This window comes from Bradyrhizobium sp. (assembly GCF_047605465.1).
Taxonomy (GTDB): domain Bacteria; phylum Pseudomonadota; class Alphaproteobacteria; order Rhizobiales; family Xanthobacteraceae; genus Bradyrhizobium.
In genome coordinates, this window is record NZ_JASGFS010000026.1 from 20,342 (window position 1) to 44,932 (window position 24,591).

Consider the following 24,591-nt stretch of genomic DNA (forward strand, 5'->3'; position numbering starts at 1 on the left):
GCGCCAAGGGTGCCGGGTATCGCGTCCTTCTTGATCCAGCCCATTCGACAATCCTGTCGCCCCGTTCCATGACATGGCTAGCCAACACCGCGACAATGGTCCAAAAGCTGACGGCCGTCGTCCCAGGGTTCGCGACATGAAGCTTCCGGCCGTCACTTCCGCCGATATCCGCCGCGCGCTGCTCCTGCGCAGGGAGATCGCACTGCTCGATCTCAGATCCGAGGCCGCCTTCGCCACCGGCCATCCTCTGTTCGCGGCCAATATGGCTATCGACAGGATTGCGGTCGAAGCCGAGGTGAGGCTGCCGCGCAAGGATGCCCCGGTCGTGGTCTATGATGACGGCGAAGGCCTGATCGCAGCGGGGAGCGAAAGCCTTGCGGCGCTCGGCTATGCCAACATCAATACACTGGACGGCGGGCTGAAGGCCTGGCGGGCTGCGGGCTACGAGGTGTTCGAGGACGTCAATTCCTACTCCAAGGCTTTTGGCGAACTGGTCGAGGCGCGCCGCCATACACCCTCGTTGAGTGCCGACGAAGTCGCTAAACTTATCGCGGACAAGGCCAATATCGCGATTCTCGACGTCCGCCGCTTCGATGAATACGCCACCATGAACATCCCGGGCTCGGTCAGCGTGCCCGGCGGCGAGTTGGTGTTGCGGGCAGGTCGAGCCGCGCCCGATCCCGACACCACGATCATCGTCAATTGCGCGGGGCGCACGCGGTCCATCATCGGGACGCAATCGCTGATCAATGCCGGCGTGCCGAACAAGGTGCGGGCGCTGCGCAATGGCACGATCGGCTGGACCCTGGCGCGCCACACGCTCGATCACGGCTCGGACCGACGCGGCCTCATCGGGCCGTTCGAGAACGGCCCGGCCAATGCCCGTGACGTCGCCTATCGCGCCGGCGTCCGCCACATCGGCCCGAGCGACGCGGCGGCGCTCCTCGCTCAGAGCGAGCGCACGCTCTATCGCTTCGACGTCCGCGACGAGCAGGAATATGCTGCCGGCCATCTCCCCGGCTTTCGCCATTATCCGGGCGGGCAGCTCGTTCAGGAAACCGACATGGCGGCACCGGTGCGCGGTGCGCGCATCGTCTTGACCGACGACAAGGGCGTGCGCGCCGACATGACCGCGTCGTGGCTCGCGCAGATGGGCTGGGAGGTCTATGTCCTCGAAGGCGGCTATGATGGCGAACTCGAGGTCGGCCCGCCGCGTGTCCTGCCGAAACCCGATCCGGCACATCGCTACCGGCGTCCCTATGAAGGCACCGAAGTCGCCGAGCAGGCGATGCAGGCCTATCTGGATTGGGAATATGGTCTCGTCGAACAGCTCCGCCGCGACGGAACGCATGGGTTCTATGTCGTCTGACGCACGACGCCGCCGGGAGTGGCCCGCGCGGGGGCGGGACGCCCGACGCGGGCGGGAACCTGCCATCTTCTCCTCATATCCGAACCCTATTGTGTTCTTCGCCGTCCGCAGTCTATGAGCAGCGGCAAAGCCGTTATTCATGGAGACACTATGCCAGCCTCAGGCCAAAGCCCGGAGCGCGACGCGAAGGCGTTGCTGCTCGAAGGCGTCAATGACAGCGCCGTGGATCTGTTCAGGACCGCCGGTTTCACCAACGTCGAGCGACTGACCAAAGCGCTGGACGGCGAGGCGCTGCGGCAGGCACTCAAGGGCGTGTCGCTGCTCGGCATCCGTTCGCGCACCCAGATCACCGACGAAGTGCTCGCGGCCGCCGACCAGCTTCTCGCCGTCGGCTGCTTCAGCGTCGGCACCAACCAGGTCGATCTCCTGGCCGCGCGCAAGCGTGGCATTCCCGTCTTCAACGCGCCGTTCTCCAACACGCGCAGTGTTGCCGAGCTCGTCATCGGCGAGATCGTGATGCTGCTCCGGCGAATCTTCCCGCGCTCGGTGTCGGCGCATGATGGCGGCTGGGACAAGTCGGCGACCGGCAGCCGCGAGGTGCGCGGCCGCACGCTCGGCATCGTCGGTTACGGCAATATCGGCTCGCAGCTCTCCACGCTCGCCGAAGCCATGGGCATGCGCGTGATCTATTTCGACCGCACCGACAAGCTGCGCCATGGCAACACCGAGCCGGTGGACAAGCTCGAGGAGCTGCTGGCGCAGAGCGACGTGGTCAGCTTGCACGTGCCCGAGACGCCGGAGACGGCCGGGATGATCGGCGAGAAGGAACTGCGGGCGATGAAGCCGGGTTCGTTCCTGATCAACAACAGCCGCGGCACCGTGGTCGATCTCGATGCGCTCGCCGGCGCGTTGCATGACGGTCATCTCGCCGGAGCCGCCGTCGACGTGTTTCCGGTCGAGCCATCCTCGAACTCCGAGCGCTTCAAGAGCCCGATGCAGGGGCTCGGCAACGTCATCCTCACGCCCCATATCGGCGGTTCGACTGAGGAGGCGCAGGAGCGGATCGGCGGCGAGGTGGCGCGCAAGCTCGTCGACTATTTCATCACCGGCTCGACCATGGGTGCGGTGAATTTCCCGGAAGTGCAGTTGCACCTGCGTCCCGCCGGCGCCCGCTTCAGCCATGTCCATCGCAACGTGCCGGGCATGCTGCGGCGTCTGAACGAGGTCTTCCTGCAGCGCGACATCAACATCGTCGCGCAATATCTGGAAACAGCCGGCGACCTCGGCTACGTGGTGCTCGACGCCGACCTCGCCGGCCAGGATTCGGACGCCCTGCTCCAGCAGATCCGCGGCCTCGAGGGCACGGTCGGCGCCCGGCTGGTGTTCGAACACTAGGCAGGATCACGTTACGGTTGCATCGGGCAGCCACGGCTCGCTACACTGTTGTCATCCTCGGCGTGCTACAAGTCGCGCCGAATTTGAACTTCAGTTGCGTGGGTGCCGATGGACCGGGACACCGTACTGATCGATCTTGCGCTTCAGGGCGGTGGTTCGCACGGAGCGTTCACCTGGGGCGTGCTCGACCGTCTGCTCGAAGAGAGCTGGCTCACGATCGCCGCTATTTCCGGAACGTCGGCCGGCGCGATGAACGCGGCGGTGCTTGCCGACGGGTGGACGGCGGGTGGCGCCGAGGGGGCACGCGCGGCGCTCGACCAATATTGGCGGCGCGTGTCGCGGGCGGCCGCTTTCAGCCCGTTGCAACGTTCGCCGCTCGACCGGCTGATGGGCCGCTGGACGCTTGATACGTCGCCGTTCTACATCCTCACCGACTTGATGTCGCGGCTGCTCTCGCCCTACGACCTCAACCCGACCGGTTACAATCCGTTGCGCGCGGTGTTGGCCGAGAGCATCGATTTCGAGCGCCTCGCCCGCTCGCCGATCAAGCTGTTCATCACTGCGACGAGCGTGCGGACCGGGCGCGGACGTATCTTCCGCAATGCGGAGATCACCGCCGACGTCCTGCTGGCGTCGGCATGCCTGCCGACTATGTTCCGTGCGATCGAGATCGATGGCGAGCTTTACTGGGACGGCGGCTACGCCGGCAACCCGACGATCACGCCGCTGGTGCGCGAAAGCGATGCCCACGACACCATTCTGGTGCAGATCAATCCGACCGAGCGACCGGAGGAGCCGCGCACGGCGGCGGAGATCCTCAACCGGCTCAACGAGATCTCCTTCAATTCGCCGCTGATGAAGGAACTGCGCATGATCGCGCTGTTGCGCCAGGCCGCTGATCCCGGTAGCGGCGAGGGCGCGCGCTGGGCAATGATGCGGACGCACCGGATCAAGAGCGACATGCTGACGGAGTTCGGCGCCTCGTCCAAGCTCAACGCGGAATGGGAGTTCGTTTCGATGCTGCGCGCCGAGGGACGGCGGGCGGCCGAGACGTTTCTCGCCGAGCATGGCGCCGATATCGGTCAGCGTTCGACCGCCGATCTCGACGTCCTGCTCGCGGAGTGCTGAGGCATGGGTCTTCTCGGCCTTTTCGTCGGACTCGGCCTGCTCGTGCTGTTCGCCTTTCGCGGCTGGAGCGTGCTCCTGCTGGCGCCTTTCGCCGCGCTCATCGCCGCGCTGTTCGGCGGCGAGCCGCTGCTGGCCAACCTGACCCAGGTCTTCATGGTGAGCGCGGCGGGATTTCTGGCGCAGTTCTTCCCGATCTTCCTGCTCGGTGCCGTGTTCGGCAAGCTCATGGACGACAGCGGCGCGGTGACCTCGGTTGCGGGCTTCATGGCGGAGCGCCTGGGCGAGCGGCGCGTGATCCTGGCCGTCGTGCTGGCCGGCGCGGCCGTGACCTATGGCGGCGTCAGCCTGTTCGTCGCGTTCTTCGTCATCGTGCCAATGGCCCGGTCCCTGTTTCGTGCGGCCGCGATTCCACGCCGGCTGATTCCGCCCGCGGTCGTCCTCGGCACCTCCACCTTCACCATGTCGGCGCTGCCGGGCACGCCATCGATCCAGAATGCGATCCCGATGCCGTTCTTCGGTACGACTCCCTTTGCCGCGCCCGGCCTCGGCATCCTGGCCTCAATTGTCATGCTCGGTACGGGGCTGTGGTGGCTGCGTCGGGCAGAAGCGGCGGCGCGGCGCTCCGGGGAAGGCTATGGCGACGAAGGTACGGAGGACGTGACCGAACGCGCCGTTGCCGATGAACTCGTGCGCGAGCGCGCGACGACAGCGCGGGAGTTCGACCCGGCGGAACTGCAGCACGGACACCGCAGCGGCAAGCCGTCGCCGGTCGCGAGCGCCATCCTGCCCCTGATCGTGGTCGTGGCCGTCAATCTCGTGATGTCGCTGGTGGTGCTGCCGCGGCTCGACGTCGCCTATCTGGCCGAGCCGCGTTTCGGCAACACGTCGCTGGCCGCGGTCGCGGGCGTGTGGTCCGTTGCGGTCGCGCTGGCGACCGCCATCGTCGCGACCATCGCGCTGAACTGGTCGCGGTTGCCGGAGCTGCGGCAGACGATGGATGCCGGCGCGAATGCATCGGTCCTGCCGGCGCTCAGCGTCGCCAGCCTGGTCGGCTTCGGTGCCGTCGTCGCCTCGCTGCCCGCCTTCACGATCGTGCGGGATTGGGTGCTGGCGATCGAGGGCGGTCCGCTGGTGTCGCTGGCGGTGGCGACCAACATCCTGGCCGCGTTGACGGGCTCCGCGTCGGGAGGCCTGACCATCGCGCTCGACGCGCTCGGCCAGACCTATGTCGACCTCGCGGCGCGATCCGGCATCGATCTCGCATTGATGCATCGCGTCGCGGTGATCGGCTCCGGTACGCTGGACATCCTGCCGCATAACGGCGCCGTGGTCAGCCTGCTCGCGATCTGCGGCCTGACGCATCGCGACAGCTATGTCGACATCGTGATGGTCGGCATCGTGTCGTCGCTGCTGGCGCTGGTCGTCGTGATCGGTGCCGGCAGCATGTTGGGATCGTTCTGACTGCGAACATATGTCCTTCGTTGACGAGGCGATGAAGGTCGCATTGAATGCGGCTGCTCGCTTTGGATCGGGCAAGAAAACCAAAAGGGAAGAAACGATGGCGCGAACGGGTGCGGGATTTGGTGTGCTGCTCGCGGGGGCGTTGACCGCATTGGGCGCGAATGCCGTATCCGCGGCGATATTGCCGCAAGATGCCGACGCGGTCTGCAAGGGGCTCGCTGGCGGCGCCGATGCCGTGAAGATCGATTCCGCGGCGTTGCAGTCGCCCTCGCAACTCGTGGTCGCCGAGCGCGGGCCGACCCCCTTGGGACGGATCACGCCGGCCAATCCCGCCTTCTGCAAGGTTCTCGGCCATATCGAGCCGACCGATCCGAAGGCGCCGCCGATCAAATTCCAGGTCAATCTTCCCGTCGAATGGAACGGGCGCTCGGTGCAATACGGCGGTGGCGGCTTCAACGGCGTGCTGATCACCGGGCTCGGCTTGCCGCCGGCCTATCCGTTCGACAAGCCGTCGCCGCTTGCACGCGGTTTCGTGACTTACGGCACGGATTCGGGCCACGAATCGAAGCCGGGTGAGCCGCCGCAGCTGTTCGCGCTGAACGACGAAGCCTTCGAGAATTTCGCCCATCGCGCCTACAAGAAGGTCCGCGACGCGGCTGTCGCCCTGATGGAGCGCGCCTACGGCCGGAAGCCCGAGAAGATGTACTTCATGGGCTCGTCTGAAGGCGGCCGCGAGGGCCTCACCATGGCACAGCGCTATCCCGACGATTTCGACGGCATCTTCGCCCGTGTGCCGGTGATCAACTGGGTCGGGCTGCAGCATGCGGGCACGCGCTCCGGCCTCGCCACCATGGGCGATGGCTGGATCAACCCGGCGCAGGTGAAGCTGGTGGCCGACGCGGTCCGTGCCACCTGCGACAAGGCCGACGGCTCCGATGATGCGCTTGTGCAGAACCCCGTGGCCTGCAAGGCCGCGTTCAAGGTCGAGAGTCTGCGCTGCGGCGCCGGCCAAAGCGGTGATCGGTGTCTCACCGACGCACAGATCAACGCCGTGAACACCTTGCATGCGACCTACAAATTCCCGTTCGCGCTGGCCAACGGCCTCGACGATTATCCCGGCTGGGGCGTCTCGGGCGAGGACACGCCGGCGATCGGTCCGACCGGGGGCTGGATCGCCTGGTGGCTCGGCACCGCGCCCCCGGCGCAGCCGCCCGCGCCCAACAACGGCATTGCCTGGGTTTACGGAGCCGGCGGCATCCAATACGTGTTCGCGCGCGATCCGAAGCTGGATGTGACGACCTACAAGGTGGAAGAGCACAAGGCGCGGCTGCTTGAGGTCTCGAACCTGATGGATTCGACAGATCCCGATCTCAGCCGCTTTCGCGCCCGCGGTGGCCGGCTGGTCATGCTCGAGCACATGGCCGACTACGCTCAGAGCCCCTATGCGGGCATCCGCTATTTCGAGAGCATCGAGCGCAAGCTCGGCAAGGCCGAGACGGCGGAATTCGCGCGGCTCTACACCGCGCCTGGCGTCGATCACGTCGGCTCCGGCGCACCGGCCAATGTCGACATGCTGAGTGTGCTCGTGGATTGGGTCGAGAAGGGCAGCGCGCCCGGCGATCTCGATGTCACCGAGCAGAAGGCGGAGGCGCCGTCATTCGCGACGCTCCGCGCGCTACCGCTGTGCCGCTGGCCGTCCTGGCCGCACCACAAATCCGGCCCGGTGACGGAAGCCTCGAGCTTCACTTGCGCGCCGTAACGACCGCGCCTTCATCTCGTCCCCCGGCGCGACGACCGAATGTGAGATGATCGTTGGCTGCGGGCGGTGTCTCACAGCGTCATGGCCGGGCTTGTCCCGGCCATCCACGTCCTCTCCCGAGCTACGAAGACTTCGGATGCCCAGGACATGACGGCCTCCCGTGAATGCTTCAATGCGCGGGACCGCCGCCGGCCGACTTCACGCGCCGGGTCAGCAGCACCGCGATTGCGGCGAGCACCAGCATCACGCCGATCACGGCGAAGGTGTCGGAGAAGCCCATCACCAGCGCCTGACGCTTGACGATCTTGCCGAGCGCGATGATGGCCTGTTCGCGTGCGGCGTTGGGATCGGGAACGCCGTGCGCTACGAAGTAGTTCGTGAGCTGCGCGATGCGGGCGCGGACCTCCTCGCGGCCGAGCGTGACCGAGTGCCCGATGATGTTGGAATGAAACTGCTCGCGCTTGGTGACGATGGTCGCGAGCGTCGCTGTCCCGATCGCGCCGCCGAGATTGCGCATCATGTTAGAGATGCCGGAGGCGGCGGCCGCATCCTGCGGCGCAACGCTGCCGAGGCTGAGCGCCGACAGCGGCGCCAGCGTCAGTGCCTGGCCCACGGCGCGAACCACGTTCGGAACGAAGAACTGGTCGCCGGAATAGTCGAGCGACATCATGACGTTCATGAAGGAGCTCGCGGCAAACAGCAGCAGGCCGACCGTCGCGATGTAGCGCGCGTCGAAGCGCTGCATCAGCTTCGGCACCAGCGGGATCAGGAGCAGCTGCGGCAGGCCGGTCCATGCCAGCACGTTGCCGATCTGCTCGGCATTGTAGCCCTGGACCTGGCCGAGATAGGCTGGCAGCAGATAGACCGAGCCGAACAGCGCGAAGCCGAGGAACACGGCGGCAATCGTGCCGACACCGAAATTCCACTGTGTCAGGAGCCGCAGGCGCAGGAGCGGCTTCTCGACCACCAGCTCGTTGTAGATGAACAGCGACAGGCTGACCGCGGCGACGATGGCGAGCCGGACGATGAAGGGCGAGCCGAACCAGTCATCCTTGTTGCCTTCCTCGAGCACGGCCTGCAGCGAGGCGAGGCCGACCGCCATCGTCGCGATGCCGAACCAGTCGCCTTCGCGCAGCAAGCCGAGATTCAAGGGCTGGCGCTCCAGGGTGAAGAACAGCGTGATCACCATGATTGCGGTCGGCACGACGTTGACGAAGAAGATGGTCTGCCAGCCGTAATTCTCGGTGAGGTAGCCGCCGATGGTCGGGCCGATCGCCGGCGCGAAGGTGACGGCGAGCGAGAACATCGCAAGCCCGATCGGTTGCTGGCCCTTCGGCAGCTTGGTGAACACCAGCGTGAAGGCCATCGGGATCAGCACGCCACCGAAGAAGCCCTGCAGCCCACGCATCGCGATCATCGAGGGCAGATCGTGGGTGAAGGCGCAAGCCACCGAGAATGCGGCAAACAGCGTCGCGAAGCTCAGGATGATGTTGCGGAAGGAGAACACCCGCGACAGATAGTCGGTGAGCGGAATGACGATGATCTCGCCGATCAGGTACGACGTCGAGATCCAGGAGCCGTTGTCCACGCCGGTGCCGATGCCGCCCTCGATGTTGAGCAGCGAGGCATTGGTGATCTGGATGTTCAGGATCGCCATGAAGGCGCCGATCATCGCCGCGAATACGGCGACCCAGATCGTGGCGCTTGCGCGATTGGGATCGACGGCGGTGCGATCAGGCGTCGCGGCCGATGTTGCGGGCGTCGAAATCGTGAGGCTGGTTGACATGGCACGACCCTCCGGAAACAAGCTTTGCCTTTGACGTCGTCTTCGTTGTCTCGGGCGTCGTTGCCGCTTGCGCGGTCGGCGTCGAGCGTGTTGCGATCGTCGGAATCACGGACATGCCGGGGCGCAGCGCGATCGCAGGCGAGGTCTCGACATCCAGCGCGATCTTCACGGGAATGCGCTGCACGACCTTGGTGAAATTGCCGGTGGCGTTGTCGGGCGGCAGCAGGGCGAACTCCTGGCCGCTGGCCGGCGCGATGGAATCGACGTGACCGTGCACGACCTTGCCCGGGAACGTGTCGACCTCGATCTCGACCTTTTGTCCGGCAACGACGTTGGTGAGCTGGGTTTCCTTGAAGTTGGCGACGACATAGGCGCCTTCGGCCGGCACGATCGACATCAGCTGCGTTCCGGCCTGCACGTACTGTCCGACGCGCAGCGTACGGTTGCCGACCACGCCGTCGATCGGCGAGACGATCTGGGTGTAGCTGAGGTTGAGTTCGGCCTGTTGCTGCAGGGCGGCCGCCCGGGCGGCAGCCGCCCTGGCCTGGGTGATCTCCGCCTTGAGCAGATCGACCTGCTTGAGGGCGGAGGTGAGATTGGCGGCGTCGCGCTGGATCGCGGCATCGGCGCCCGCGTCGCGCGCCTGCGCCTGTTGCGCGTTCTGCACGCTGCCGAAACCGGTTGCCGCGAGGTCGGTGTAGCGCTTGTTCTCCTGCTTGGCGAAAAGCTTCGCTGCATTGTCGACATCGATGGTCGCCCTGGCGGCGGCGATCACGGCTTCCTGAACCTCGAGCTGCGCTTCCTTGCTGGTCACCGTCGCGTTCGCGGCGGCGACATCGGCCCTGGCCTGGTCGAGCGCGACCCTGAAGTCGCGATCGTCGATCCTGGCCAGGACCTGTCCGGCCTTCACATGCTCGTTATCGCCGACGGCGACGCGGTCGAGGTAGCCGCTGACTTTCGGGGCGATGGTGGTGTTGTCGGCCTTCACATAGGCATCGTCGGTGGACACGAGGAAGCGGCCGACCGTCCAGTAGTCATGGCCGTACCAGCTTGCGCCCGCCAGCGCGGCGGCCGCGACTCCGATCAGCAACAGCTTGCGAAGGTTCAGCTTTTTGCTGCGCACGGGTGCCGATGCGCGCGGCAATATGCCCTCGGGAGCATCGGTCGGAACCACGGCAGCTTCGGTCTTGGACGGATTGGTGTGCACGGTCATGGCCGGCTCCCTGAATTAGGAAACTTGACGATTTCCAAAATAGGACTAGCTTTGGAAGTGTCAATGGAATGACAGGCATCATTTAAAGACATGGCTCAGGCGAAACCGGAAACCGAATGCCGTCCCCGCGGGCGGCCGCAAGCACGCAGCGACGAAGAGACGAGGCACATCGTCCTGGACGCCGCACGGCAGGCCTTTGCCGGCGACGGCTATGCCGCGACCAGCACCGAAGCGCTCGCGCGCCGCGCCGGCATCTCGACCAAGACGCTGTATCGCCTGTTTCCCGGCAAGGCTGCGCTGTTCGAGGCAATGTGCGCGGACCGGCTCGAGCGTCTTCTCTCCGCGGTCGATCTCCAGGCGAATGACGAGGTCGATATCGAGACCGGTCTTCGCGCCGCGCTGCTTGCCTGCGCCGATCTCGCGCTCGATCCGGAAGTCGTGGCGTTGCAGCGCATGGTGTTGCAGGAATCGGCTGCATTCCCCGAACTTGCCGCGAATTTCTACAAGAACGGGATCTCTCGAACCGTGACAGCGCTCGCCGGCTGGCTGCGCATCCAGGTCAGGCACAAGCGGATCGCGATCGACGACGTGGAGGAGGCCGCCGGCATTCTCATCGGCATGATCGCGTCGGCTCCGCAACGTGCTGCGCTGTTCGGCGGTGTGCCCTTGCCCTCGCGCAAGCAGATCGAACGCCGTGTTCGCGTCTGCGCCGTCCTTTTCCTCGACGGTAGCCGCGCGCCGCGGGCTTAGCGGCCCGCTTTTGACAATCATGATTCATTCGACTAGATAATTCGCGTGCGAAATAAATCGGAGCGCGCTTGACCGCGACGAGGCATCATCGGCTGATCTATCTCCTCAACGTCGCGCAACGAAGGTTGCAGCGCTGGATGGCGGCGCAACCCGGCAGCGAGGTGACGCCGGCGCAGGCCGGGCTGCTGTTCACCCTCGGCAAGCAGGACGGCGTCCTGATGGGGGAGGCGGGTGCTGCGCTCGACCTCGGTCCGGCCGGCATTTCCGGCCTTGTCGATCGCTCGGCGGCCGTCAAGCTGGTCGAGCGGCGCGCCGACAACGAGGACGGACGCGCCTGGCGGGTCTTCCTGACGCCGAAGGGACGCACCGTGCTCGCGCAGGCCAAGACCAACGCCGCCGCGGTCAACGCGGCGTTGACGGAAGGATTCACCGGCGCCGAGATCGAAATCGTCGCGCGCTGGCTGACGAGCATTCAAACCAGATTTCCACGAGGAGCAGACGAATGACCGAGCATGTCCGGATCGAGAACAACGACGGCGTTGTCACTCTCACGCTGGCGCGTCCCGACAAGAAGAATGCGCTGACGGACGCGATGTACGGCAAGCTCGCCGACGCCATCGAATCCGCCGAATCCGATCCGTCCGCGCGCGTGCTGCTGATCCGCGGCGAGGGCGACATGTTCACCGCAGGCAACGATGTCGGCGAGTTTGCAGCGGTGGCCGCCGGCAAGTCCGAGGGCAGCCGCAACGTCGTGCGCTTCATCCAGTCGCTGGCGCGCTGCACCCGGCCGATGGTCGCCGCCGTGCAGGGCCGCGCCGTCGGTGTCGGCACCACGATGCTGCTGCATTGCGATCTTGTCGTGCTCGCCGACAACGCGCAATTGTCGACGCCCTTCGTCAGCCTGGCGCTGGTGCCGGAAGCTGCCTCCAGCCTGCTGATGCCGGCCCGCATCGGTTACGCGCGCGCCTACGAGATGTTCGCGCTCGGCGAGACCGTTCCGGCCCGGTCCGCGCTGGAATGGGGCCTCGCCAACAGGGTCGTGCCGCTCGACAAGCTCGACGCCGAGGCGCTCGCGCTCGCACGGCGTCTCGCCCGCCAGCCGGCCGGCGCGCTCACCGCCACCAAGCGGCTGATGCGCAACGGCGAGGCGCTGGTCGCGCAGATGAATGCGGAGGGCGAACAGTTCGCCCAGCGCCTTCGCACAGCCGAGGCGCGCGAGGCCTTCACCGCCTTCGCCGAGCGCCGGCCGCCGGATTTCACCAAGGTCGCGTGAGGCAAGGCAGCCGGTTACGAGGTCACACCCGTGTCGCGCGGCATGCTCCCTCCCTACGCCGCGAATGGCATTGCCGCCCCTTCCGGCCGCGGGTACATCTGTGACGCCGCGCCTTGCGGGTTCGGCCAATGCAGAAGACCATCGGGATGGAGAGTTCGATGCCGGTCACGCCGCTGCCCAAGGTCCAGCGCCCCTATCGCGGCGTGTTCCCGGTGGTTCCCACCATCTTCGACGAGCGCGGCGAGCTCGATCTCGACGGACAGCGCCGCTGCGTCGATTTCATGATCGACGCCGGCTCGCACGGGCTCTGCATCCTTGCCAATTTCTCCGAGCAGTTCGTACTCACCGATGCCGAACGCGAGACTGTGATGCATGCCGTGCTGGAGCATGTCGCGGGACGGGTGCCTGTCATCGTCACCACCAGCCATTTCAGCTCGGCCGTCTGCGCCGCGCGCAGCAAGCAGGCTGAAGCGGCCGGCGCCGCCATGGTGATGGTCATGCCGCCCTATCATGGCGCGACCTTCCGGGTGCCCGAGAAGGGCATCGTCGAGTTCTTCCGCCTGCTCTCGGGCGCGATCACGATTCCGATCATGATCCAGGATGCGCCGGTCGCCGGCACGCCGCTGTCGGTGGAGTTGCTCGCCAGGCTCTCGCGCGAATTCGCCAACATCCGCTATTTCAAGATCGAGGTGCCGGGCGCGGCCGCAAAGCTCAGGAGCCTGATCGAAGCCGGAGGCAAGGACATCGAGGGTCCCTGGGACGGAGAAGAGGCGATCACGCTGCTGGCCGACCTCGACGCCGGTGCCACCGGCGCGATGACCGGCGGCGGTTATCCCGACGGTATTCGCCAGATCATCGATCCCTATTTCGCGGGCAAGCGCGACGAGGCCAAGGCCGCGTATGAACGCTGGCTGCCGCTGATCAATTACGAGAACCGCCAATGCGGCCTGATCGCCTGCAAGGTGATGATGCAGGCCGGTGGCGTGATCAAGTCGGACACCGTGCGCCATCCCTTGCAGCCGCTGCATCCCGCGACGCGTGCCGGGTTGCTGGAACTGGTCGGGGAGCGAAACGCGCTGGCGTTGCGGTGGGGGAAATAGTCCGCGGCGCCAGCCAAATTTCCGCCGTCGTCCCGGCGCGGACCGGGACCCATGATCCGCGGGGGCTGTGAGCGAGATGGTCGCTTCGAGCCGTCGCCAAACTCGACCCTGTGATGATGGGTGCCGGCCTTCGCCGGGACGACACTGAGTTTGGCGAGCGGATTTTCGCTTATTTCGTCAGCGCCCATTCGCCGACGATGCGGAAGCGCGCCTTCGCATCGTCCTGCTTGAACAAAGCGATGCGATCGATCGACAACGTATCCAGCTTCAGCGCCGCGAACCGCGCCCGCAGCATCTCCACGATCGGCCCGCGCCGGTCCGCATCCAGGCGTCCGGTGAGCGTCATGTGGAAGCGGAATTCCTCCATCACGTAGGGATAGCCCCACCGGTCGAGATAGTCGCGCTGCCGCTCGCTCAGCTTCTCGGGCTTGCGACGTGCGCGGTCCTCCGCCGTCAGCGCGGCGCGGAACGGGTCGAATTCGCGGACGCAGCCGGCAGCGAGTTGCTGGAGTTCCTGGACAGGCTCGGCTGGGATCACGGCAATGAAGCCGCTGATGGAATCGACGACCGGACGGATCACCGGGATCGGTCGCGCCGTATCCGCAAATCTCGCGCAGGCGGCGAGCAGTTCGATCTCTGTCTTGCCGGATCCCAGCGCCATCGGTGCCTTCAGGGTGCCGTGAAAGCCGTATTTGCGGGGGTCGATGGTGATGTCGCGCCAGTCCTGCGCAACGTGCAGGGCCTCGCGCGGGAACGGCGCTTCGTTGCCGCTGTGGGCGTCATAACCAAGCAGTGCGGCGCCGAAGCGGGAGAGGGCGCTCTCGGCGCCGGCGGCGAAATAGACCGCGTAGCGGGGGAAACCTGTCATGGCGCGAGCATAACCGGTTTATGCAGCGGCAACAGCCTCGTGCGGCGTTGTCGCCGCGCCGAGCAGTCGTGTCGCATCGGTCAGGTGCACGAGTTTCCCGGCGGAGATCACCGCGACGAGGCGTGGCCGCAGCGCCACGCTGTCGTCCACCAGCAGGATATCGGCGCGGCGCCCGTCCGCGATGACGCCGCGATCGGTAAGGCCGGCCGCGCGCGCAGGCCCGGCCGAGACCAGGCTCCAGGCCTCGGCGAGCGGCAGCACACCATCCGCGGCGAGGCGGAATGCCGCGAGCAAAGGCGCAGGATAATAATAGTCCGAGGCCAGCACAGAGCAGAGCCCCTTGGCGATCATGTCGGATGCCTTGGTCCAGCCGGTATGGCTGCCGCCGCGAACCACGTTCGGAGCGCCATAGACGATGGCGTCGCCGTTGCCCGCGGCATCTCGTGCCGTTTCCTCGTTGATCGGAAACTCGGCGATCGTCACGCCCATGGTACGAAAGCCCTGGCGCATTGCCGGCGTCGCGTCGTCATGGGAGAGCATGCGCACCTCCGCGGTGCGGGCGGCCGTCGCGAGCCGCGACACCGAACCAGGCACCTCGGTCGCCCGCGCGATCACGCGGCCGACCAGCCGGTCGAATTCCTCGTTCGACAATCCGGTCCGCTCGACCATCCGGTTGCGCTTGCGTGGCTTCGCCATGTCGGCAACGGTGCCGTCCATGTGGTCGTTGAAGGCAAACAGGTCGACGCGGCCCTCGGCGAGCCACTGGCCGATCTCGTCCTCGGCGTCGAGATTGTAGGTCTCGTGTCGCAGATGGAAGCGGGTGTCGGCTGCGAATTGCGGACGATGGCGCTCGATCGCCTCCAGCAGGCGCCGCGCATTGTCCCCGCTGCGCAGGCCCGGCTCCCACGACCAGGTCGTGGCGTGAAACACCGTCGTGAGGCCGTTGCTGATCGCCTGGCGGTCGCTGTCGGCGAGCGCAACGTCGATCGGGAAGTCGACACCGGCGCGCGGCATCATCTGCCGCTCGAATGCGTCGCCGTGCAGATCGACGATGCCGGGCAGCACCAGGAGATCGCGTGCGTCGATGGCTAGCCCGGCGCGGCCGCGAGGGGATCCGATCCGCGCGATATCCTGCCCGGACACGGCGAGCGAGGTTTCGACGAATTCTGCGCCGATCAGGGCCCGGCCGCCCTCGAGGAAAATATCTGTCACGCGACCGCGCTCTGTTTGCTGGCAGGGGAATTGGCCCGTGCTTCGTATGTCGAGAGGAAATCTTCAATCCCGAGCTTGCGGAAATCGGGGATCGCTGAACGCAACTTGTCGTGATCCCAGTCCCACCAGGACAGCCGGGCGAGACGGTCGGCGACCTCTTCCGAGAAGCGCCGCCGCACGGTTCGAGCGGGATTGCCCGCAACGATGGTGTAGGCGGGCACGTCCTTGGTCACAATGGCGCCGGCTGCGATGACGGCGCCGGTGCCGATGTTGCGGCCGGGCAGCACGACCGCGCCGTGGCCGATCCAGACGTCATGGCCGATATGGACATGATGCTGGCGGCGCCAGTCGAAGAATTCAGAATCGTCGCTCTCGCCGGGGAAATAGGCGCTCGAGCGGTAGGTGAAATGGGCCTGCGTGGCGCGATGCATCGGATGATTGCCGGGGTTGATGCGCGTCATCGCCGCGATCGAGCAGAACTTCCCGATCGTCGTGTAGGTGATCTGCGCGTCGTTCACGACGTAGGAATAGTCGCCCATCGTGACTTCATGCAGTATCGTGCGTGCGCCGACCTCGGTATAGGCGCCGAGCCGCGTCTCGTGAAGCTTCGCCGTGGGATCGACGGTCGGTTGAACGGAGAGCGCTTTGGCAACCATGATGCATCCGAAAGTCGAGGGCGGGCGTTTCTCTTCGAGCGGCATGATGACGATGTCATGACGAAGCCATGACAGGGGACGAGGTGTGTAGCATCGCCGCAGTGCGACGGCCATGTCACACGACTGTCAAGCGCCGGCGTTAGCGGTGGCAGCCAGCTATTGTGGAGCCCTGCATGCTGGTGGTGGAAGGTCTGACGTGCCGCTTCGGCGCAAAAGCCGCGGTGGACGACGCTTCGTTTCAAATTGCCCCCGGCGGTTTCGTCGGCGTGATCGGACGATCCGGTGCGGGCAAGTCGACGCTGCTGCGAACCATCAATCGGCTCGTGACACCGACGCAGGGCCGCATCCTGTTCGACGGCATCGAAGTCACCGCGTTGCGCGGCAAGGAGCTGCGGCAGTGGCGGGCGCGCTCCGCGATGATCTTCCAGCAGTTCAACCTGGTCGGCCGTCTCGACGTCCTGACCAACGTGCTGATGGGACGGCTGGCGACGATGCCGGCGTGGCGATCGCTGACGCAAACGTGGCCGGAGGACGACAAGGCGCTGGCGATGTCCGCGCTGGAACAGTTCGACATGGCCTCGCTCGCGGCCCAGCGTGCCGACCAGCTCTCCGGCGGCCAGCAGCAGCGTGTTGCGATCGCGCGCGCTCTCGTCCAGCAGCCGGATATCATCCTGGCCGACGAGCCGATCGCCTCGCTCGATCCGCGCAACACCAAGATCGTCATGGATGCGCTGCTGCGCATCAACAAGCACTTCGGCATCACCGTGCTCTGCAATCTGCACTCGCTGGACCTGGCGCGCACCTATTGCGACCGCCTGATCGGCATGGCGCAGGGCCGCGTCGTGTTCGATGGCGCGCCGTCCGCGCTCACCGATCTCGTCGCACGGGAGCTCTACGATCTCGAAGCAGCCGAAGTGATGGGCGGCTCGTCCGCGCCTGCGCCCGACGGTGTTCCGGCGCTCGGGACGGCTGCGGCCGCCTGAGCCACGCCGAAACGTAATTATCAGTTTTGCGTCAACCGATCTCAACCGATCAAGAGGGTACTATGATCACTCGCAGACTCGTTCTGGCCGGCGCCGCCGCGCTCGCCTTCACGGCCTCCGCTTCCGCTCAGGACTGGAAGGCAAAGTATCCGGAGCTGACTTTCGCGGTCGTTCCGGCCGAGAATGCCTCCGGCGTCACCGAGCGCTGGTCGCCGTTCGTCGATTATCTGTCGAAGGAGCTCGGCGTGAAGGTCACGCTGCGCATCGCCAACGACTATGCCGCGGTGATCGAAGGTCAGCGCGCCGGCAACATCCACATCGCCAGCTACGGCTCGGCCTCGTTCGCGCGCGCGCGCCTGACCGGCGTCAAGACTGACGCGTTCGCCAACGACATCAACGCCGACGGTTCGACTGGCTACTACTCCGTGTTCTTCGTCAAGGCGAGCAGCCCCTACAAGAGCGTCGATCAGCTCAAGGGCAAGAACCTCGGCCTGGTCGATCCGAACTCGACCTCGGGCAACAACGTGCCGCGCTTCGAGCTCGACAAGATGGGCATCCCGGATGCCGACACCTATTTCAGCAAGGTCGTCTTCACGGGCAGCCACGAGAACGCGATGCTGGCGCTGGCGCAGGGCACCGTCGACGTTGCGGCGAACCAGTGGACCAGCGACGACGATTCCACGCTCGCGCAGATGCTGACCAAGGGCATGCTCAAGAATGCCGACGGTTCGGCGATGAAGAAGGACGACTTCCGGATCATCCACAAGTCGGCGCCGATCATCAACGGCCCCTATGCCTATAATTCCGACCTGCCGGAAGACGCCAAGGCCGCGATCGCGAAGGCTTTCTTCGACGCGCCGACCAAGGACAAGGCCGCTTTCGAGCGCCTCTCCGACGGCCAGAAGAAGGGTTTTCATCCCGCCACCACCAAGGATTGGGACGGCACGATCGAGCTGATCAAGTTCGTCGACGCGCTGCGCAAGAAGAAGGCGTCCTGATCTCGGGACCACGTCACTCGAGCCGGGTCGAACGACCCGGCTCTTTCTCTTTGACCGGCCACTCCGTCTGACCAGATGACCGTTGCGGTTTCGATCCTCCCTGAGCAGCAACTGGCCGCGCTCAATTCCGCCTATCGTCAGGCGGTCGCGCGCAAGCGGTGGCGTCTCCTGCTCGGAGTCGTGGTGTTCGCCGCGGCGCTGGTTCTCGCCGCGATCGGCGCGGAAGTGAACCTGCGCACGCTCTTCACCTATTTCGGCAACTTCCTCAGCTATTTCGATCGCATTCTCACCCTCGACAGCGGCCAGCGCGTCTGGACCGATCTCGGCGAGTGGTTCTGGGGCTGGCGCAAATGGCTGAAGATGCTCGGCGAGACGCTGCTGATCAGCTATGTCGGAACTCTGATCGGCGCGACTTTCGCCTTTGCCCTGAACTTCTTCGCCGCCGAGAACACCTCGCCAGCGCCGTGGCTGCGGTTCACGGTGCGGCGGCTGCTCGAATTCGCCCGCACCGTTCCCGGCATCGTCTTCGCGTTGATCTTCGTGATCGCCTTCGGGCTCGGGCCGATGGCCGGCGTGCTCGCGATCGCGATCCACTCCACCGGCGCGCTCGGCAAGCTGTTCTCCGAGATCGTCGAGAATGCCGACATGAAGCCGGTCGAGGGCATTCGCTCGACCGGGGCGAGCTGGCTCTCCTGCATGCGCTTCGCGATCGTGCCGCAGGTGACCGCCGGCTATGCCAGCTACGCGCTGCTGCGCTTCGAGATCAACGTTCGCGAGGCTTCCGTGATGGGCTTTGTCGGAGCAGGCGGCATCGGCCAGGAGCTGGTCGTCGCGATCCGCAAGTTCTACTATTCAGACGTCAGCGCGATCCTTCTCACCATCATCGTGACCGTCTTCATCATCGACATCACGACCGGCTGGCTGCGTGGCCGCCTCTTCGGCAAGGAGGCGCGGACGTGACCGGGCCGCAGGACGTCGACACTGCCCAAATTCGCGCGCGTTATCCCGATGTGTTCGAGCGGCCGGCCTCGGCACGCCTCGCCACGCCGGCGATGATCGTCCTCGCGCTCGCCATCTTCGTCTACGGCCTCGTCGATCTCGACTTCTCGCCGTCGCGTTTCTTCAATGGCCTCAGCCAGCTCGGCTGGATCAGCATGATGATGATCCCGCCGGATCCCGGTTCATCTCTGCCGGTCTATCTCAAGGCGCTGGGCGAGACCCTTTCCATTGCGCTGCTCGGCACGACGCTCGCGGCGATGTTCGCGCTTCCGGTCAGCCTGCTGGCGGCGCGCAATGTGGTGCCGTCGAACGTCCTGCGCTTTCCGGTCCGGCGCTTCCTCGATTCGATCCGCGGCGTCGACACACTGATCTGGGCGCTGGTCTGGATCAACGTCGTCGGGCTTGGCCCGTTCGCGGGTGTGCTCGCCATCGCCGTGTCCGACTTCGGCGCCTTCGGCAAACTGTTCTCGGAAGCGATCGAGGGCGCCGACCGGAAGCAGGTCGAGGGGATCCGTGCCTCAGGCGGCAGTGCGCTGCACGAGATCCGGTTCGGTCTGATGCCGCAGGTCCTGCCCGTGATCGCGGGCCAGGTGCTCTATTTCATCGAATCCAATACGCGCTCGGCCACCATCATCGGCATCGTCGGCGCCGGCGGCATCGGGCTCCAGCTGGCCGAGCAGATCCGTGTCCTGGAATGGCAGAAGGTGTCGTTCCTGATCCTGATGATTCTGGTCGCGGTCGCAGCGATCGATTTCATCTCGGGCAAGCTCCGCTTCGCCATCATCGGCCGGCGCGCGGTAGCCTGATCGCGCCGCCGTTGGGTGCGCAAAGCGAAGCGTGGCCCGCCACCTTTGCTCAGAAACCGCGGAAGGATGATGGGCACGGCGCTTTGCGCCTTTGCCCACCCTGCGAGATCTGTCCAGGTAGCCCGCTCAGCCGTTCTCCACCAGGAACTCCACCCGTTCCGCGGCAAAGCGCGAATGCTTGGTCACAAGAGGCTTGCCCTCGAGATCGTGGTCGGTCGCGTCGACCACCAGGATCGGCCGTCCCAGCGGAAGGTCGAGCCGTGCGGCATCGGTCGCGTCGACGATTCCGGCCGTGATGCGGGTCGCGCCGCGGCGGTAGTCGTGAATGCCGTAATGCTCGAGCAACTTGGTCATCGAGCGAGTCGCGGCAAAGACATTGCCCGCGCCTGGGAACAGTCCCGCCGAGAGCCAGGTGGTCGAAACGCAGATCGGCGTCCGGTCGGCGAGGCGTATCGCCTCGATCCGCACCAGCGGCGCGCCGACTTTCAGTCCCAGTTCCCGCGCGAGCTCGCGGGTCGCGACGTCTTCGGATGCTTCGATCAACTGGCCGCGCGGTTCGCGGCCCTCGGCGCCGACGATCTCGGAGAAGCGTGTGCGCGAGCGCAGCGGATAGGCGAGGCGCTGCGCCTCGACATAGGTTCCACTGCCACGCTCGGCACGAACGATCCCGCGCTCCGCAAGCGCGGCCAGCGCGCGCCGCACAGTGTGGCGATTCACGCGATAGGTCTCGGCGATCTCCATCTCGCCCGGCAGCTTGTCGCCGGCGGCAAAACGGCCGTCGGCGATGCCGCGTTCGATGCCGTCGGCAACGAGGCGCCACAACGCGACGCCTGAGGAGGCGGTGTCCTGCATGCTCATGTCGCGGGCAACCTACTCCAGAAATCACACCTTTGTCACGAAACAGTCATGGCGCTTGCGTATCAAGTTGTCTATTATCATAGACAACTTGAATTCGGCAAGTTCGGTGAATTCCGTGACCCAGCACAACAACCAGCAAGCCCAGCGCCAGGCCGCAATGGCCGTGCTGGCGCACGCGGAGGCGGGCGAGATCGCCGCCCGCCTCCGCAACTTTGCCCTCCCCGCCCATCAGGACCTGCGCGCGCCGGAAAACGGCCTCGTGATGTTGCGCGGCCGGGTCGGCGGCGACGGTGCGCCGTTCAACCTCGGCGAAGCAACGGTGTCGCGCGCCGCGGTGCGGCTTGCGAGCGGTGAAGTCGGCTTCGGTTACACGCTCGGGCGCGACGGTGAGAAAGCGCGGCTGATCGCGCTGTGCGATGCGCTGGTGCAGTCGCGGGACTTTGGCGCGGCCGTCGAGCGGGACGTTATCGCGCCGTTGCGCGAGCAGCTTATGATTCGACGCAAGCAGGCGGCGGCCGAGACCGCTGCGACGAAGGTTGATTTCTACACCATGGTGCGCGGTGAGGGGTGAGGCCATGACCACGATTGCGGAACTGCCGCCAGGGTTTGCCGACAAGGTGTTGTCGGCGCAGTCGACCTTTCGTTCCGTCATGGACGCGATGGCGCGGCCGGGATCGGTCCAGCGCATCGTGCCGATGGCGGGAACGCCAGGTCCGATGATGCGCGGCACGGCCGCGATCGCGCTGACGCTGTTCGATCACGACACGCCGCTCTGGCTTGACGAGCGGATGGCGGAGAGCTCCGAGGTCGTGAAGTGGATGAAGTTCCACACCGGCGCGCCGGTGGTGCAGGATTCCGCCATCGCGAGTTTCGCGCTGATCGGCGATGGTGCCGCACTTCCAACGCTCGAGCGCTTCGCGCTCGGCACCAGCGAATATCCGGATCGTTCGACCACGGTGATTCTTCAGGTCGACAATCTGGATGCGGGCCGCAGCTTCGAGCTGCGCGGCCCCGGTATCGACGGTGTCGCGACGCTCCAGGCTGCGATCAGGCCTGCCGATCTGTTCGAGCGGTTGCGTGTCAACGAGGCGCTGTTTCCGCGCGGCATCGACGTGGTGCTGGTGGCCGACGACGCGGTGGTCGCAATTCCCCGCACCACCCGCGTCGTGAACAAGGGAAGCTAGAGCATGTATGTCGCAGTCAAGGGCGGCGAGCGCGCCATAGAGAATGCTCATCGCCTGCTCGCAAATGCGCGGCGCGGCGACCAGCGCGTTCCCGAGATCACACTCGACCAGATTTCCGAGCAGCTGGGTCTCGCCGTGGACCGCGTCATGAGCGAAGGCTCGCTCTACGATCGGGAGCTCGCGGCGCTCGCGATCAAGCAGGCGCGCGGCGATCTGATCGAAGCGATCTTCCTGGTCCGCGCCTTCCGCGCGACGCTGCCGCGCTTCGGCGCGAGCGAGCCCGTTGACACCGGCAAGATGCGCGTGCGGCGGCGGGTGTCCTCGACCTTCAAGGACATTCCCGGCGGCCAGATCCTCGGGCCTACCTTCGACTACACGCACCGGCTGCTCGATCCGACGCTCGCCGAGGGCTTTGTGCCCGAGTCGCCCGCGACCGCAGAAGCGTCGACAGCCGCGACGCCGCGCGTCACGGACATTCTCGGTCGTGACGGCCTGATCGAATCCTCGCCGCGGGCCGATGAGGGCGCCAGCGTCGGCGACCTCACGCGTGAGCCGCTGAACTTCCCGGCCGACCGGGATCTGCGGCTGCAGAATCTCGCGCGAGGCGACGAGGGCTTCCTGCTGGCGATGGGCTATTCCACCCAGCGCGGCTATGGCCGCAACCATCCCTTCGCCGGCGAGATTCGCTTCGGCGAGGTCGAGGTCGAGTTCTCCGCGGAAGACGTCGGCTTCGCCGTGCCGCTCGGCTCGATCGAGTTGACCGAGTGCCAGATGGTCAACCAGTTCAAGGGCTCGGCGACGGAAGCTCCCTGCTTTACTCGCGGCTACGGCCTTGCCTTCGGCCAGAGCGAGCGCAAGACCATGTCGATGGCGCTGGTCGATCGCGCGCTGCGCGCCCGCGAGCTTGGTGAAGAGGCCCTCGCACCGGCGCAAGATGAAGAATTCGTGATGTCGCATTCGGACAACGTCCAGGCGACCGGCTTCGTCGAGCATCTGAAGCTGCCGCATTACGTCGACTTCCAGTCCGAGCTCGGCCTGCTCCGCAAGCTGCGCAAGGAATTCGCCGAGGCCAACGCGCCCGATGCCATGAAGGAGGCCGCGGAATGAACGCGCCCGCCTACAACTTCGCCTATCTCGACGAGCAGACCAAGCGGATGATCCGTCGCGCCATCCTCAAGGCGATCGCGATCCCCGGCTATCAGGTGCCGTTCGCCAGCCGCGAGATGCCGATGCCTTATGGCTGGGGCACCGGCGGCGTGCAGGTGACAGCCGCGATCCTCGGCCCGCAGGACGTGCTGAAGGTGATCGACCAGGGGTCCGACGACACCACGAATGCGATCTCGATCCGAAAGTTCTTCGCCAAGACCGCAGGTGTCGCCACGACCACGGCAACGGAAGATGCGACCGTGATCCAGACACGCCACCGCATTCCAGAAACGACGCTCGCGGCCAACCAGGTGCTCGTCTACCAGGTGCCGATCCCAGAGCCGCTGCGCTTCCTCGAGCCGCGCGAAACCGAGACGCGGCGCATGCATGCGCTCGCCGAGTACGGGCTGATGCATGTGAAGCTCTACGAGGACATCGCGCGCTTCGGCCACATTGCGACCGCCTATGCCTACCCGGTGAAGGTGAACGCGCGCTACGTGATGGACCCGTCGCCGACGCCGAAATTCGACAATCCCAAGATGGACAATTCTCCGGCGCTGCAGCTCTTCGGCGCCGGCCGCGAAAAGCGCATCTATGCGATTCCGCCCTATACGCAGGTAGTGTCGCTCGATTTCGAGGATCACCCGTTCGAGCCCTACCGTTTCAACGCGCCCTGCGCGCTGTGTGGGGCCGAGAATTCCTATCTCGATGAGATCGTCACCGACGACAAGGGCGGGCGGATGTTCGTTTGCTCCGATACCGACTATTGCGAGAGCCGCCAGGCCGCCGGCCATCACGGCAGTATGAGCGCCGCGCCGTACAAGGAGAAGGCGCAGGGGACGTCTAATGGCTGATCAGCACATGACAGAGAACGACCAGCCGCTGCTCGTCGCCGACTCCCTCAGCAAATCCTATGGTCGCATCGCCGCGTGTCGCGACGTGTCCTTTTCGCTCTATCCGGGCGAAGTGCTGGCGATCGTCGGCGAATCCGGTTCCGGCAAGTCGACGCTGCTGCAGATGCTGTCGGGTCAACTCGCGCCGAGCGCGGGCCATGTGTCCTACCGGATGCGCGATGGCGTGACGCGGGATCTCACGACGCTCGGCGAGGCCGAGCGGCGCTTCCTGTTCCGCACCGACTGGGGCTACGTGCACCAGGATCCGGCGCACGGCCTGCGCATGGCGGTCTCTGCCGGCGCCAATGTCGGCGAGCGGCTGATGGCGGTGGGATGGAATCACTACGGCCGCATCCGTGACACCGCGTCCGACTGGCTCACCCGCGTCGAGATCGACGTCGCCCGCATCGACGATGCGCCGCGCACCTATTCCGGCGGCATGCGCCAGCGCCTCCAGATCGCGCGCAACCTCGTCACCGAGCCGCGTCTGGTGTTCATGGACGAGCCGACCGGCGGTCTGGACGTCTCCGTCCAGGCGCGCCTGCTGGATCTCGTGCGCAGCCTCGTCGCCGAGCTGCACCTCGCGGTCGTCATCGTTACCCACGATCTCGCTGTCGCGCGGCTGCTGTCGCATCGCGTGATGGTGATGAAGGGCGGCCGCGTCATCGAGACCGGTCTCACCGACCAGGTGCTCGACGATCCGCGCGAACCCTATACGCAACTCCTCGTTTCCTCGATTCTGCCGCCATGAGCC

The 24,591-nt window shown here is 65.9% G+C and carries 24 protein-coding genes; 18 read left to right on the plus strand and 6 right to left on the minus strand.

What is annotated here, in order from left to right:
* The first annotated feature begins 136 nt into the window (after positions 1-136).
* The 5 genes from QM712_RS19890 to QM712_RS19910 all read left to right on the plus strand — a co-directional run bounded on the left by QM712_RS19890 (position 137) and on the right by QM712_RS19910 (position 7,112).
* Positions 137-1,369, plus strand: a complete 1,233-nt coding sequence (locus QM712_RS19890) for a rhodanese-like domain-containing protein (protein WP_415024838.1) — start codon at positions 137-139, stop codon at positions 1,367-1,369.
* Between the two features lie 150 nt (positions 1,370-1,519).
* Positions 1,520-2,764 (plus strand): phosphoglycerate dehydrogenase, encoded by a 1,245-nt coding sequence (gene serA / locus QM712_RS19895; protein ID WP_415024839.1) that lies wholly within the window; start codon positions 1,520-1,522, stop codon positions 2,762-2,764.
* A gap of 108 nt (positions 2,765-2,872) precedes the next feature.
* On the plus strand, positions 2,873-3,892 hold the full coding sequence (locus QM712_RS19900) for a patatin-like phospholipase family protein (RefSeq protein WP_415024840.1): 1,020 nt from the start codon (positions 2,873-2,875) through the stop codon (positions 3,890-3,892).
* A gap of 3 nt (positions 3,893-3,895) precedes the next feature.
* Positions 3,896-5,353, plus strand: coding sequence for a GntP family permease (locus QM712_RS19905; protein ID WP_415024841.1), 1,458 nt, complete (start codon positions 3,896-3,898; stop codon positions 5,351-5,353).
* A 97-nt stretch (positions 5,354-5,450) separates the two neighbouring features.
* Positions 5,451-7,112, plus strand: coding sequence for a tannase/feruloyl esterase family alpha/beta hydrolase (locus tag QM712_RS19910; protein ID WP_415024842.1), 1,662 nt, complete (start codon positions 5,451-5,453; stop codon positions 7,110-7,112).
* A 169-nt stretch (positions 7,113-7,281) separates the two neighbouring features.
* Here the strand turns inward: QM712_RS19910 and QM712_RS19915 are convergent, their stop codons facing one another.
* Both QM712_RS19915 and QM712_RS19920 read right to left on the minus strand, forming a co-directional pair.
* Entirely contained in the window at positions 7,282-8,898 is a 1,617-nt protein-coding gene (locus QM712_RS19915) for an MDR family MFS transporter (protein WP_415024843.1), read from the minus strand.
* Positions 8,846-10,111 carry an HlyD family secretion protein gene (locus QM712_RS19920; protein ID WP_415024844.1) on the minus strand — a complete coding sequence of 422 codons (1,266 nt, stop codon included), beginning with the start codon at positions 10,109-10,111 and terminating at the stop codon, positions 8,846-8,848. Before QM712_RS19920 ends, QM712_RS19915 begins: the two co-directional genes overlap by 53 nt.
* Before the next feature lie 90 nt (positions 10,112-10,201).
* Here QM712_RS19920 and QM712_RS19925 point away from each other — a divergent pair, with 90 nt between their 5' ends.
* The 4 genes from QM712_RS19925 (at position 10,202) to QM712_RS19940 (ending at position 13,234) form a co-directional block, all read left to right on the plus strand.
* The gene (locus tag QM712_RS19925; RefSeq protein ID WP_415024845.1) at positions 10,202-10,861 is read left to right on the plus strand and encodes a TetR/AcrR family transcriptional regulator; all 660 of its coding nucleotides are present in this window, start codon (positions 10,202-10,204) and stop codon (positions 10,859-10,861) included.
* Positions 10,862-10,998: 137 nt separating this feature from the next.
* The gene (locus tag QM712_RS19930; protein WP_415024892.1) at positions 10,999-11,367 is read left to right on the plus strand and encodes a MarR family winged helix-turn-helix transcriptional regulator; all 369 of its coding nucleotides are present in this window, start codon (positions 10,999-11,001) and stop codon (positions 11,365-11,367) included.
* Complete coding sequence (locus tag QM712_RS19935; RefSeq protein ID WP_415024846.1) at positions 11,364-12,134, plus strand: enoyl-CoA hydratase; 771 nt, start codon at positions 11,364-11,366, stop codon at positions 12,132-12,134. Before QM712_RS19930 ends, QM712_RS19935 begins: the two co-directional genes overlap by 4 nt.
* Before the next feature lie 158 nt (positions 12,135-12,292).
* Entirely contained in the window at positions 12,293-13,234 is a 942-nt protein-coding gene (locus tag QM712_RS19940) for a dihydrodipicolinate synthase family protein (RefSeq protein ID WP_415024893.1), read from the plus strand.
* A gap of 169 nt (positions 13,235-13,403) precedes the next feature.
* Here the strand turns inward: QM712_RS19940 and QM712_RS19945 are convergent, their stop codons facing one another.
* Genes QM712_RS19945 through QM712_RS19955 form a run of 3 tightly spaced genes read right to left on the minus strand, consistent with a single transcriptional unit; the run spans position 13,404 to position 15,970 of the window.
* Positions 13,404-14,102 (minus strand): DUF1045 domain-containing protein, encoded by a 699-nt coding sequence (locus tag QM712_RS19945; RefSeq protein WP_415024847.1) that lies wholly within the window; start codon positions 14,100-14,102, stop codon positions 13,404-13,406.
* An 18-nt stretch (positions 14,103-14,120) separates the two neighbouring features.
* The gene (locus QM712_RS19950) at positions 14,121-15,314 is read right to left on the minus strand and encodes an alpha-D-ribose 1-methylphosphonate 5-triphosphate diphosphatase (RefSeq protein WP_415024848.1); all 1,194 of its coding nucleotides are present in this window, start codon (positions 15,312-15,314) and stop codon (positions 14,121-14,123) included.
* Positions 15,311-15,970 (minus strand): chloramphenicol acetyltransferase, encoded by a 660-nt coding sequence (locus QM712_RS19955; protein ID WP_415024849.1) that lies wholly within the window; start codon positions 15,968-15,970, stop codon positions 15,311-15,313. Before QM712_RS19955 ends, QM712_RS19950 begins: the two co-directional genes overlap by 4 nt.
* Positions 15,971-16,143: 173 nt before the next feature.
* Here QM712_RS19955 and phnC point away from each other — a divergent pair, with 173 nt between their 5' ends.
* The 4 genes from phnC (at position 16,144) to phnE (QM712_RS19975) (ending at position 19,756) form a co-directional block, all read left to right on the plus strand.
* On the plus strand, positions 16,144-16,953 hold the full coding sequence (phnC, locus tag QM712_RS19960; RefSeq protein ID WP_415024850.1) for a phosphonate ABC transporter ATP-binding protein: 810 nt from the start codon (positions 16,144-16,146) through the stop codon (positions 16,951-16,953).
* 62 nt (positions 16,954-17,015) lie between these two features.
* Positions 17,016-17,951, plus strand: a complete 936-nt coding sequence (gene phnD, locus QM712_RS19965; RefSeq protein WP_415024851.1) for a phosphonate ABC transporter substrate-binding protein — start codon at positions 17,016-17,018, stop codon at positions 17,949-17,951.
* A 75-nt stretch (positions 17,952-18,026) separates the two neighbouring features.
* Positions 18,027-18,911: a phosphonate ABC transporter, permease protein PhnE gene (phnE, locus tag QM712_RS19970; RefSeq protein ID WP_415024852.1), complete on the plus strand. Its 885-nt coding sequence runs from the start codon at positions 18,027-18,029 to the stop codon at positions 18,909-18,911.
* The gene (gene phnE / locus QM712_RS19975) at positions 18,908-19,756 is read left to right on the plus strand and encodes a phosphonate ABC transporter, permease protein PhnE (RefSeq protein ID WP_415024853.1); all 849 of its coding nucleotides are present in this window, start codon (positions 18,908-18,910) and stop codon (positions 19,754-19,756) included. Before phnE (QM712_RS19970) ends, phnE (QM712_RS19975) begins: the two co-directional genes overlap by 4 nt.
* Positions 19,757-19,882: 126 nt before the next feature.
* On the opposite strand, the gene phnF is transcribed toward phnE (QM712_RS19975), so the two are convergent.
* On the minus strand, positions 19,883-20,614 hold the full coding sequence (gene phnF, locus QM712_RS19980) for a phosphonate metabolism transcriptional regulator PhnF (protein WP_415024854.1): 732 nt from the start codon (positions 20,612-20,614) through the stop codon (positions 19,883-19,885).
* Positions 20,615-20,720: 106 nt separating this feature from the next.
* On the opposite strand from phnF, the gene phnG reads away from it, so the two are divergent.
* Genes phnG through phnK form a run of 5 tightly spaced genes read left to right on the plus strand, consistent with a single transcriptional unit; the run spans position 20,721 to position 24,588 of the window.
* Complete coding sequence (phnG, locus tag QM712_RS19985) at positions 20,721-21,185, plus strand: phosphonate C-P lyase system protein PhnG (RefSeq protein ID WP_415024894.1); 465 nt, start codon at positions 20,721-20,723, stop codon at positions 21,183-21,185.
* Between the two features lie 4 nt (positions 21,186-21,189).
* The gene (gene phnH / locus QM712_RS19990) at positions 21,190-21,798 is read left to right on the plus strand and encodes a phosphonate C-P lyase system protein PhnH (RefSeq protein ID WP_415024855.1); all 609 of its coding nucleotides are present in this window, start codon (positions 21,190-21,192) and stop codon (positions 21,796-21,798) included.
* A 3-nt stretch (positions 21,799-21,801) separates the two neighbouring features.
* Positions 21,802-22,905, plus strand: coding sequence for a carbon-phosphorus lyase complex subunit PhnI (locus QM712_RS19995; RefSeq protein WP_415024856.1), 1,104 nt, complete (start codon positions 21,802-21,804; stop codon positions 22,903-22,905).
* The gene (locus tag QM712_RS20000) at positions 22,902-23,798 is read left to right on the plus strand and encodes an alpha-D-ribose 1-methylphosphonate 5-phosphate C-P-lyase PhnJ (RefSeq protein ID WP_415024857.1); all 897 of its coding nucleotides are present in this window, start codon (positions 22,902-22,904) and stop codon (positions 23,796-23,798) included. Before QM712_RS19995 ends, QM712_RS20000 begins: the two co-directional genes overlap by 4 nt.
* Complete coding sequence (gene phnK / locus QM712_RS20005; protein WP_415024858.1) at positions 23,791-24,588, plus strand: phosphonate C-P lyase system protein PhnK; 798 nt, start codon at positions 23,791-23,793, stop codon at positions 24,586-24,588. Before QM712_RS20000 ends, phnK begins: the two co-directional genes overlap by 8 nt.
* Positions 24,589-24,591 lie beyond the last annotated feature (3 nt).